8 protein-coding genes and 1 pseudogene are annotated in these 10,514 nt (G+C 72.3%); 1 reads left to right on the top strand and 8 read right to left on the bottom strand.

Annotated elements, in window-relative coordinates; translation table 11 throughout:
• From ACWBNA_RS43315 to ACWBNA_RS43285, 7 genes and pseudogenes are all read right to left on the bottom strand, one after another.
• Nucleotides 1-432, bottom strand: a pseudogene (locus ACWBNA_RS43315) (hypothetical protein); the annotation flags it as partial.
• Nucleotides 433-1,539: an AAA family ATPase gene (locus ACWBNA_RS43310; protein WP_482710119.1), complete on the bottom strand. Its 1,107-nt coding sequence runs from the start codon at nt 1,537-1,539 to the stop codon at nt 433-435.
• Nucleotides 1,536-3,074: a VMAP-C domain-containing protein gene (locus ACWBNA_RS43305; RefSeq protein WP_482710118.1), complete on the bottom strand. Its 1,539-nt coding sequence runs from the start codon at nt 3,072-3,074 to the stop codon at nt 1,536-1,538. The genes ACWBNA_RS43310 and ACWBNA_RS43305 overlap by 4 nt, the downstream gene beginning before the upstream one ends.
• Before the next feature lie 179 nt (nt 3,075-3,253).
• On the bottom strand, nt 3,254-5,815 hold the full coding sequence (locus ACWBNA_RS43300; RefSeq protein WP_482710117.1) for a polynucleotide kinase-phosphatase: 2,562 nt from the start codon (nt 5,813-5,815) through the stop codon (nt 3,254-3,256).
• A complete protein-coding gene (locus tag ACWBNA_RS43295) occupies nt 5,812-7,281 on the bottom strand; it encodes a 3' terminal RNA ribose 2'-O-methyltransferase Hen1 (protein WP_482710116.1) in 1,470 nt (489 codons plus the stop codon). Before ACWBNA_RS43295 ends, ACWBNA_RS43300 begins: the two co-directional genes overlap by 4 nt.
• A gap of 140 nt (nt 7,282-7,421) precedes the next feature.
• Nucleotides 7,422-8,318, bottom strand: a complete 897-nt coding sequence (locus ACWBNA_RS43290) for a DUF4232 domain-containing protein (protein WP_482710115.1) — start codon at nt 8,316-8,318, stop codon at nt 7,422-7,424.
• An 89-nt stretch (nt 8,319-8,407) separates the two neighbouring features.
• Complete coding sequence (locus ACWBNA_RS43285; RefSeq protein ID WP_482710114.1) at nt 8,408-9,331, bottom strand: LLM class F420-dependent oxidoreductase; 924 nt, start codon at nt 9,329-9,331, stop codon at nt 8,408-8,410.
• A 245-nt stretch (nt 9,332-9,576) separates the two neighbouring features.
• Here ACWBNA_RS43285 and ACWBNA_RS43280 point away from each other — a divergent pair, with 245 nt between their 5' ends.
• On the top strand, nt 9,577-9,786 hold the full coding sequence (locus ACWBNA_RS43280) for a hypothetical protein (protein ID WP_482710113.1): 210 nt from the start codon (nt 9,577-9,579) through the stop codon (nt 9,784-9,786).
• A 170-nt stretch (nt 9,787-9,956) separates the two neighbouring features.
• Here ACWBNA_RS43280 and ACWBNA_RS43275 read toward each other — a convergent pair whose 3' ends face one another.
• The gene (locus ACWBNA_RS43275; RefSeq protein WP_482710112.1) at nt 9,957-10,415 is read right to left on the bottom strand and encodes a DUF6099 family protein; all 459 of its coding nucleotides are present in this window, start codon (nt 10,413-10,415) and stop codon (nt 9,957-9,959) included.
• Between the last annotated feature and the right edge of the window lie 99 nt (nt 10,416-10,514).

Here is a 10,514-nt window from a genome sequence, read left to right as displayed (position 1 = left end):
CGGGCGAGGGGTGCCGGCGTCGGCGGGTGATCGTCGCGGCGGCCGTACGGCATCGTCGGCGGGCGGGGTCGCGGGGCCGGCCTCGGCGGCCGCGGGCGTCTCGGGGGGTCGTACGGCGTCGGCGTCCGGGCTCGTGGGCCGCGCGGTGGGCGTGGTGTCGGGGTGCTCGGTGTCTTCCCCGGCCGGACGGTCGTGGCGGGACCAGTGGGCGGCGAGCCAGACCGCGTCGGCGACCTCCTGCCAGCGCGGCGCGGACTGTTCCTCGGCGTGGGGCGGGCGGGCCGGTGCGTCCTGGTCGAGGGCGGCGGGGAATGTCGCTCCGTGCTCTCGCGGATACTCGACGGACTCGGGGAACGCCGAAGGAGGCGACGACCCCGAAACAGGATTCTCGTCGCCGAGCCCGGACGCGCGCTCCCTGGGAAAGCCGGTCATTCAGCGGCCCTTCGCGAGGTCGCGGAGCAGCATTTCCACGAGCTTACGCCCGGCACCATCCGCCTGGAAACCACCCGCGGTAGTCATCTGGACAGCGTTGAGTAGCTGGTCGAGGGAGTGGGTTCCGCCTGCCTGGACCCGCTGGACGAACAGGTCGACCAGGTCTTCGGTGCCCTGCGGGCGGGCTCCGAGGTGCCCTTCGACCATGGCCAGGAGTTGTTCCCGAGTGGGGGTGCGCATCTCCAGCGGCAGGCAGCGCCGGCGGAAGGCCGCGGGGAATTCGCGTTCCCCGTTGCTGGTGATCACCACGACCGGGAACTCCCGCGCCTCGACCCGGCCACCGCGCACCAGGGCGTGGCCCCCGGGGTCGCTGGTGTGGACGCGCGCGGTGTCCGCGGCTTCGCGCACCAGCTCGGGGACGTCATAGCTTCCGTTCTCCAGGACGTGCAACAGGTCGTTCGGCAGGTCGATGTCGCTCTTGTCGAGCTCGTCGACGAGAAGCACACGGGGACGATCGTAGGGCAGCAGGGCGGTGCCGAGGGGGCCGAGGGTGATGAAGTCCCCGAGGAACGGCGGGAGTTGACGATCTCTTGACGAGAGGGCCGTGTTGACGTCCGCGACGGGCCCCTCGTCGGCCGCCCGCGCACCGGCCCACTCGGGGAGGCCCACGTCCCTCGGTCCCGCCTGCCAGGCGGCGATGGCCTGGGCGCGTCCCATGGCGTCGTGGACGTACAGGCCGTCGCGCAGGGTGGTACGGCTGACGATGTTCCACTCCAGGACCCGGCCCAGGCCCAGTTCGCGGGAGAGCAGGTAGGCCAGGGTGGACTTGCCGACGCCGGGCGGGCCGGTGATCAGCAGGGGCCTGCGCAGCAGCAGGGCGGCGTTGACGGTGTCGATCTCGTCCGGGCCGAGCTGCGGGGTGATGTCGCCGGGGCCCAGGCGGCGCAGCGCGGCCTCCGGGTCGTCCGGCGGGGCGGGCTGGAGCGGCTCGCCGCGGAACCGGCGCCAGGGCGGCGGCTCCGGCAGCCGGGGCGGGACGGCCGGGGCACTGCCCGTGGCGTGGAAGACGCGCCAGCCGTTCGGGGACGTCTGCTCGTGCGCGCTCATGCCGGTGCCTCCTCGCCGGCGAGATCGCCGGGATCGATGTCAACGAGTCGGGTGGGGTCGTCCCAGAAGAAGCCGATGTGACGGCCGAGGAACCGGCTCGGCCCCGCGGCGTTCAACTCGGCTTTCCGACGCAGCCGGTGAATGGCCGTCGGGATCTGCGCGGGCGTCGGCACGGCGGCGAACACGGCGGTCACCACCTCCCGGCGTTCCTCGTCGAAAACCCCTCTGCGGTCCCAGACCGCGAGTCCGATCCCCTCCGCGATGGCGGCCTTGAGCGCCTCCAGGGCAAGGCGGTCGGCCGGAGCGTCCAGCACCACGGCCGTATGTCTGTTCTCCCCAGCGAGCACCGCCTGCCATGCGTCCAGGCGCCCACCATCCGGTTCACTCCAGCCGTGCACCGTGACCCCGTGCTCCCGCAGAGTGCGCCAGCGCTCCCGCCACTGCTCCCTGACCAGGGTGTCCTTGCTGCGCATGCGCTCCAGGCTCCGCAGGTGCACCCCGTACTTCAGCCCGAGCGGCAGCGGCCGTCCGTCGCCGATCCGGTGGGTCAGCGCGGCCACGTCGTGGTTGAGGAGGTCGTACGGCAGCAGGAACTCGATGTAGGGCGGCGGCTGCAGGCGTCCGCTCGGGTCGGGTTCGCGCGGCACCGACCAGAGCCGGGCGCCCTGCCCGAGGGCCTGCTCGACGGCGGCGCCCAGGCCGTCGAGGGTGGTGGTGGCCGGTTCGCCGGGCTGGGGGTTCCAGTGGCCGGGGACGGTGTTGAGCCAGGGGCGTACGACGATCTCGCCGGTGCCGTCCCGGGCCGGTTCGACGGCGACGATCAGGCAGCGCGGGATGTCGGGGTCGCTCACCACGGCTGGGCGCGCGGCCCTGCGCCGCTCCAGTTCCCCGGTCAGTCCGGCGCGCCGGGCCCAGTCGTCGGCCCAGCCGGACAGGGCGGCGCGATGGCCGGGGGCGAGGGCGAGCCGGGCCGCCCGGTCCAGGAGGAGCACGGCGGGCGGCAGGCCGTCGGGCTGGGTGTTCCACTCCAGGACGTGGGTCAGGAGCTGCTCCGGTAAGAGCCCGGTGGGCAGGTCCAGGCCGCCGAGCTCGCCGACCAGGTCGTCGCGCAGCCGGCTCGCGGAGATCTCGCCCTTGGCCAGGACGGCGCGGGCGCTGTTCTCGTCGTCGCGGCTGAGGGGGCCGAGCGGCGTCTCGAGGGCGGCGGCCGGGAAGGGGTCGATCAGCCGGTCGAGTTCGTCGCCCGCCGGGTTTCCTTCGAGGAGGCGGACCACCCCGACCAGTACGCGTTCCCCGCCCGCCACGTTCAGCGCGACGCGCACCAGCGCCACCACGTCCTCGCGTTGCCGGACACCGCGTACGTCGACCGGTCGGCCGAGGTGCTGTCCGAGGAGCACGGCGAACTGGCGGCGGCTCTCGGAGTCCTCCGTGCAGGTCAGCTCGCACAGGCCGTCGGTCAGGTCCTGGAGGAGCTGAAGCCCCCGCGGGCGCGCGGAACCGTCCTCGGGCCTGTCCCACCCCGCGCCTGTCTCCACCGACTGTCCCCCATGAAGCCGGTACGCCTGCCTGACCGACCTGCGAAGTTAGCATGGCAACTGGCGGTTAACCAGGGACAAGTGGGGACGCGCGGGCCGAAGTCCGGCCGGACGCGCCGCAGTTGGGCGACTCGACCGGAAATCGACCCTCGCGGGGTCCCACGGGGCGCTGTCGGCGGCTACAGCCTCGGGTCCACCGGCTCCGACTCCAGCGCCAGCACCCCGAACACCGCCTCGTGCACCCGCCACAGCGGCTCCCCCTCGGCCAGCCGGTCCAGTGCCTCCAGGCCGAGCGCGTACTCGCGGATCGCGAGGGAGCGCTTGTGGTTCAGGAACCGGCCGCGGAGCCGGGCGAGGTTCTCCGGGCGTGTGTACTCCGGACCGTAGATGATCCGCAGGTACTCACGGCCCCGGCACTTGATGCCGGGCTGCACCAGGCGGCCGGCCGCGCTGCGCACCACCGCGCCGACCGGTTTGACGACCATGCCCTCGCCGCCGCGGCCGGTCATCTCCAGCCACCAGTCGACGCCGGCTCGCACCGACTCCGGGTCGGCGGTGTCGACGTACAGGCGTCGGGTGGTCTGGAGCAGTCCGCTGCCGTCGTGCTCCACGAGCCGGTCGAGCAGGACGAGCTGCTCGTCGTGCGGCAGGGCGGCGAGGCTGCGGCCCTGTACGGCGAGGATCTGGAACGGTGCCAGGCGGACGCCGTCGAGGCCGTCCGTGGTCCAGCAGTAGCGCCGGTAGGCGTCCGTGAACTTCGCGGCGGTGTCGGCCCGTTCGCGCTGGCGGGTGAGCAGGTCCGACACGTCGACGCCGCGTGCCGCCGCGCCCTCCAGGGCGGCCAGCGCACCCGGGAACACCGCGCCGGAGGCGGCGCCCACGGCCGCGTACTGCGACCGCAGGAGGCCGGAGGCCTTCAGCGACCACGGCATCAGCTCGGCGTCCAACAGCAGCCAGTCCGTGTCGAGTTCGGACCACAGGCCCGCCTCTTCGATCGCCGTCCGCAGGCGGCCCAGGATCTCCTCGGTCACCGCCTCGTCGTCGAAGAAGGGGCGGCCGGTGCGCGTGTAGAGCGAGCCCGTGGGGCCGTCCACGCCGAAGCGCTTGCGGGCCGCCTCCGCGTCCCGGCACACCAGGGCCACCGCCCGCGAGCCCATGTGCTTCTCCTCGCACACGACCCGCTCGACGCCGTCCTCCTGGTACTGGGCGAAGGCCTCGGCCGGGTGCTCCAGGTACCCCTCGATGTGCGAGGTGGCCGTCGGCGCCATGGTCGGCGGAAGGTACGGCAGCAGCCGCGGGTCGACCGCGAAGCGGCTCATGACCTCCAGGGCCGCCGCGGCGTTCTCCTCCCGGACCGACACCCGGCCCGCGTGCCGTGTCTCCACGATCCGGCGGCCGTGCACGTCCGCGAGGTCGAGCGGACGTCCGTCGTGCCCGCCCGGCGCCTCGCTGCGCAGCGGCTTGGCCGGCTCGTACCACATCCGCTCCGCCGGTACGTCGACCAGTTCGCGCTCCGGCCAGCGCAGCGCGGTGAGCTTGCCGCCGAAGACGGCTCCGGTGTCCAGGCAGATGGTGTTGTTGAGCCAGGTGGCCTCGGGGACGGGGGTGTGGCCGTAGACCACGGCGGCCCGGCCGCGGTAGTCCTCCGCCCACGGGTAGCGCACCGGCAGCCCGAACTCGTCGGTCTCCCCGGTGGTGTCGCCGTACAGGGCGTGCGAGCGGACCCGGCCGGAGGTACGGCCGTGGTACTTCTCCGGCAGACCGGCGTGGCAGACGACCAGGCGGCCGCCGTCGAGGACGTAGTGGCTGACGAGCCCGTCGATGAACGTCCGTACCCGCTGCTTGAACTCCTCGCTCTCGCCGTTCATCTGCTCGATGGTCTCGGCGAGTCCGTGGGTGTGCTGGACGTTGCGGCCCTTGAGGTAACGGCCGTACTTGTTCTCGTGGTTGCCGGGCACGCACAGGGCGTTGCCCGACTGCACCATCGACATCACGCGGCGCAGCACGCCCGGGCTGTCAGGACCGCGGTCGACCAGGTCGCCGACGAAGACCGCGGTGCGGCCCTCAGGATGGACGCCGTCGGTGTAGCCCAGCTTGCCGAGGAGCGTCTCCAGTTCGGAGGCGCAGCCGTGGATGTCGCCGACGATGTCGAAGGGGCCGTTGAGGTGGGTGAGGTCGTTGAAGCGCTTCTCGGTGACGACGGTGGCGTCCTCGATGTCCTCGACGCCTCGGAGGATGTGTACCTTGCGGAAGCCCTCGCGCTCCAAGTTCCTTACGGAACGGCGCAGTTCGCGGATGTGGCGGCCGATCACCCGGCGTGGCATGTCGGCGCGGTCGGTACGGGCCGCGTTGCGTGCGGCGCACACCTCCTCCGGCACGTCGAGCACGATGGCGATGGGCAGTACGTCGTACTCCCTGGCCAGGTCGATCAGCTGACGCCTGCTGTCCTGCTGCACGCTGGTCGCGTCGACGACCGTGCGGCGGCCGGCCGCGAGGCGCTTGCCCGCGATGTAGTGCAGGACGTCGAAGGCGTCCCGGCTCGCGCTCTGGTCGTTCTCGTCGTCGGAGACCAGGCCGCGGCAGAAGTCGGAGGAGATGATCTCGGTCGGCTTGAAGTGCCGGCGGGCGAAGGTGGACTTGCCGGAGCCGGAGGCGCCGACGAGGACGACGAGGGAGAGGTCGGTGACGGGGAGGACCCGTCCCTTGGTCTGCGTCTCGGTCTTGCTCTCGGTCTCGGTCATGCCGCCTTCGCCTCCTTCTCGCTCACGGTCTTGATACGGAACACGGCCATCTGCGTGGGCGGACCCACCTCGGGATCGTCCGGTCCGACGGGGACGAACTCGACGCCGTAGCCGTGCCGTTCGGCCACCGCCTCGGCCCAGGTGCGGAACTCCGCGCGCGTCCATTCGAAGCGGTGGTCGCCGTGCCGGACGTGCCCGGCCGGGAGGCTCTCCCAGCGGACGTTGTACTCGACGTTCGGGGTCGTCACCAGCACCGTGCGCGGACGGGCCGCGCCGAACACCGCGTACTCCAGGGCGGGCAGCCGGGGCAGGTCGAGGTGCTCGATCACCTCGCTGAGCACGGCGGCGTCGTACCCCTTGAGCCGGTTGTCGGTGTACGCCAGCGAGCTCTGGAAGAGCTGGACGCGCGAGGCCTGTCGCTCCCCCATGCGGTCCAGCTTCAGCCGCCGGGAGGCGATGGTGAGTGCCCGCATCGACACGTCGGTGCCGACGATCTCGGTGAACCGCGGGTCCTTGAGCAGCGCCTGCACCAACTGGCCCTGCCCGCAGCCGAGGTCGAGCACCCGAGCGGCGCCGGACGCCTGGAGCGCGGTGACGATCGCGTCCCGGCGCTGCACGGCGAGCGGGGTCGGCTTCTCCTCGGTCTCGACCTCCGCCTCGACGGCGTTGTCGATCTCCTCGACCTCCGTGTCGTCGGCCTCGGCCAGCCGCACCAGTTCCAGCCGCTCCATCGCCTGCCGGGTCAGCGACCAGCGGCGCGACAGATAGCGGCTGGTGATCAGCTTCTGCTCCGGGTGCTCGGGCAGCCAGCCCTCACCGGCCCGCAGCAGCTTGTCGACCTCGTCGGGAGCCACCCAGTAGTGCTTGGCGTCGTCGAGGACGGGGAGCAGCACGTACAGGTGACGCAGCGCCTCGGCGAGGGTCAGCGCCTGCGACTCCAGGACGAGACGGACGTACCGCGAGTCGCCCCACTCCGGGAACTCGCTGTCCAGCGCCACCGGTTCGGCGCTCACCGCCCAGCCGAGCGGCTCGAAGAGACGACGTACGAGTTCCGGTCCGCCCCTGGCCGGAAGCGCGGGCACCTCGATGCGCAACGGCCGGGGCTGCTCGGCGGCTTCGGGCCTGGCGGTGCACACGCCCCGCATCGCGCTGGAGAAGACGGCGCTCAGCGCTACGGCGAGCAGCGAGGAGGCGGCGTACGGGCGGTCGTTGACGTACTGCGCGAGTGCCGCGTCCGGTGCGCCGCCGCGCCCCTTGCCCTTGCCGCGCCTGACCAGTGCCACCGCGTCGACCTCCAGCAACAGCGCCGCCGTGCAGCGCTCGGCATCCGCCTCGGGGTAGAGGACGTGCGCCTTGCCGTAGGACGTGGAGAACGCCTGCGCCTTCTCGGGATGCTTGTGCAGCAGGAAGCCGAGGTCGGTGGCGGGGCGTTCGGGAGTACCGGTGGTACTGATCGTCAGAAACACAGGGAGGCCTCTCCGGCCGGTGGATGTGATGGCTGTCGTACGTGCGAAAGCCCTCAGGGAGGTGATCCCGAGGGCGCGGCAGGACGACGGTCACACGATCCCATAGCCTTGCCGACCGGCGCTTTCGTTTATCGGCGCCGCTACCGCTCCTCCGCCTGCCAGGGGCCGACCCCCAGCTTTCCGGTGGTCCCGAGGTCGATGTGGGGCGTCACCATGACCGGTGCGGCTCCGGACTTCGCCCGGACCCTGACGTAGGGGGCGTTGACGGCGACCCCGGCTTGGGCCGTGTTGCGCCACACCAGGCTTGCCCGGGCGCGTTCGCCGGGCTTCAGGGTCACGGGCCGGGGCGGGTCGTCGGAGCCGGTGACGGCGGTGGTGATGGCGCCGCCGCCCTGGAGGATCCTGACGCCGTCGACCGGTTCACGGTCCTCGTCGAGGAGGGTCAGCCGCGGGTAGCCCTCCACGTGGTAGTCGGCGGTGCCGCAGTTCTCCAGCCACAGTCCCACGACACGCAGCCCCATGGCGGCGTCGCCCTCGTCGGTCGTGACGTTGATCCCGGAGGAGGGGCAGGTGCCCGGCTCGGCCGGCGCCTCGGCCGCGGGGACGCCGGTGACCTCGGAGACCTTCGCCCGCGTCACCTTCATGTCCCCGCCGCCCCCCGTCAGGAGCGGCATGTCGACGGTCCGCCGCACGGTTCTGCCCGGTTCGACGTCGCGCACGGTCTGCCGGGTGTTGGTCACCACCTGGCCGGCGGCCGTCGTGAAGTCGATCAGGATCGTGTACGTCAGCGCTTCTGAGCTGTCGTTGACCACCTCGTAGGCGGCGGAGACCGGGGAGTGTGCCGAGACGATCCCGGGCGTCGAGGGGGACGGAAGGGTCAGGCCGGTGATCCGCGCACCGTCCAGCCCCGGATCGGACACCGGGGTTTGGGGCGTCGCGCCGGCTCCGCCGCCCGGGGAGCCGGCGCGCTCCGATCCGCAGCCGGCCAGAAGCAGGGCGGCGACGAGGACCGGGAGCAAGGGGGTGGCTTTCCGCATCGGGCCACCCCACCAGCATCCGGATCACATCACCTGTGGTGGAGGCCACAGTTCCGGCCACAGGCTTGTCACAGTGACCCTTCGGCGCGCTAGGACAGCTGCGCCTGCACCTGCGAGGAGATCAGCTCCAGGTGGTCCAGGTCGGACAGGTCGAGGATCTGGAGGTAGATCCGCTCGCAGCCGACCTCGGCATGGCGGCCGATCGTGTCGACGACCTCGGACGGGGTGCCGGCCAGGCCGTTGGCCTTCAGCTCGTCGACGTCCCGGCCGATGGCGGCGGCCCGGCGGGCGACCTCCTGGTCGTCCTTGCCGACGCAGGCCACGAGGGCGTTGGAGTAGGTGATCTCGTCCGCCTTGCGGCCCGCCTCCTCGGCGGCGGCACGCACCCGGCCGAACTTGGTCTCGCTGTCCTCGATCGAGCCGAACGGCAGGTTGAACTCGTCGGCGTACCGGGCGGCCAGGCGCGGGGTACGGGTGGCGCCGTGGCCGCCGATGAGGACCGGGATCTTGCGCTGGGTGGGCTTGGGGAGCGCGGGCGAGTCGGTGAGGTCGTAGTACTTGCCGTGGAAGTCGTAGGTCTCGCCGATCTCCGTCGCCCACAGCTTGGTGACGATCTCCAGCTGTTCCTCCAGGCGCCCGAACTTCTCCTTCGGGAAGGGGATGCCGTACGCCGCGTGCTCCTCCTCGAACCAGCCCGCCCCCAGGCCCAGTTCGACGCGGCCGCCGGACATCTGGTCGACCTGCGCGACCTGGATGGCGAGCACGCCGGGCAGCCGGAACGTTCCGGCGGTCATCAGCGTGCCGAGGCGGATGCGCTTCGTCTCGCGGGCCAGCCCCGCCAGGGTTATCCAGGCGTCGGTGGGGCCGGGGAGGCCGTCCACGGAGCCCATCTTCATGTAGTGGTCGGAGCGGAAGAACGCGTCGAAGCCGAGATCTTCGGTGGCCTTGGCGACGGTGAGAAGGGTGTCGTAGGTGGCGCCCTGCTGGGGCTCGGTGAAGATGCGGAGATCCATGCCTCCATCCTGCACGCTGCGATCACCGTCAACCCCATCGGTCCCTCGGGTCGCACCCGTGCCCGGTCGGGTGAAATCCGTCCGGGCCGCTCGCGAGGAGCGACCTCGCCAGTGACCCGGTACGGCGGTGATCGCTGGGCTCGGGCGGAGCCGGACCGACCGGCGCCCGCACCGGACGGTCGCCGCGGGGGCGCCGTCCGTCACCCGCGTCGGCCCCGAGGGGGCCTTGGGCCGAGGAGGCCGTCATGTCCGAAGAAACAGTGCCGCAGCAGGGCGGGAGTGGGAGTGCCGGTGCCGCCACCGCTGTCGGGCAGCCGAAGGGGCTGCTCCAGCAGATGGAGGAGCTGATGGCGGCGCTGAACGCGGATCTGTCGGCGCTGGACGCGGACCTGCAGTCGGCCGGGGGCGCGGGGTGCGCGGGGCGCGGAGGGGTGGAGGGCAAGGAGGCCGGCTGACGGCCGTTCGCACCCCGGGGGAACGGGGTGCGGCGCTGGTGGGTGGAGGGGGGGTCGCGCAGCCCGGCGCTTACGGGGCGCCGCCCGCGCCCACCCGTGCCGCCCCAGCGGCACGACTGCCCGCGGATGGGCGGCACACGACCGCGCGCCTCCACGTCCGCCCCCCCTCCCTACGCCGGCAACGCCTCGTCCCTGTCGGCCAGTCTTCGCAGCATGTCCAGGACCCTGTCCCTCGATTCGTCCGCCGCGTCGATCGCTTCCATGCACTGCCAGTACGTGGCCTCGTCGTCCGCCGCGCTGGCGAGGCCCACCAGGGCGATGCCCACCTCGCCGAGAAGGCCGCCGAGGCACAGGAGCGCCTGGCGGGCGTCGCCCAGTTCGGTGAGCTGGGCGGCGCGGAGATGTTCCGTGTCGATGTCCGGGCGGTCGAGGACACCGCAGCCTCTGCCCGCCAGCTCGGTCAACCCCAGCGCCTCGCCCCGCAGTTCGGGCGGGCCCGCGACCGCGAGGCGGCTGCCTATCGCCTGGGCCAGGGCCTGTGCCTGCCACACCTCCGCCATGACGTGCGGCGCGTCACCGCCTCCCGCCAGGGCGCGCCTGCTCACCACGATGAGCCGCACAGCGTCCATGCGCTGCCCCCGTCTGTCCGACGCGCGCGCGGCGCGTCCGCCCGAACTCCCTTGTTCACTACCCAGAGTGAGGGCGCCTGAGACAAAAAGCCAGAGGAA

Source organism: Streptomyces sp. Q2 (assembly GCF_056820935.1).
Note: the sequence above shows the minus strand (reverse complement) of the source record. Positions and strands in the feature narration are given on the sequence as shown.

What these genes read in the sequence shown, in the direction of transcription:
- ACWBNA_RS43310 (WP_482710119.1), bottom strand. Translation starts at nt 1,539, where the DNA reads ATGAGCGCGCACGAGCAGACGTCCCCGAACGGCTGGCGCGTCTTCCAC.
- ACWBNA_RS43300 (WP_482710117.1), bottom strand. Translation starts at nt 5,815, where the DNA reads ATGACCGAGACCGAGAGCAAGACCGAGACGCAGACCAAGGGACGGGTC.
- ACWBNA_RS43290 (WP_482710115.1), bottom strand. Translation starts at nt 8,318, where the DNA reads ATGCGGAAAGCCACCCCCTTGCTCCCGGTCCTCGTCGCCGCCCTGCTT.
- ACWBNA_RS43285 (WP_482710114.1), bottom strand. Translation starts at nt 9,331, where the DNA reads ATGGATCTCCGCATCTTCACCGAGCCCCAGCAGGGCGCCACCTACGAC.
- ACWBNA_RS43280 (WP_482710113.1), top strand. Translation starts at nt 9,577, where the DNA reads ATGTCCGAAGAAACAGTGCCGCAGCAGGGCGGGAGTGGGAGTGCCGGT.
- ACWBNA_RS43275 (WP_482710112.1), bottom strand. Translation starts at nt 10,415, where the DNA reads ATGGACGCTGTGCGGCTCATCGTGGTGAGCAGGCGCGCCCTGGCGGGA.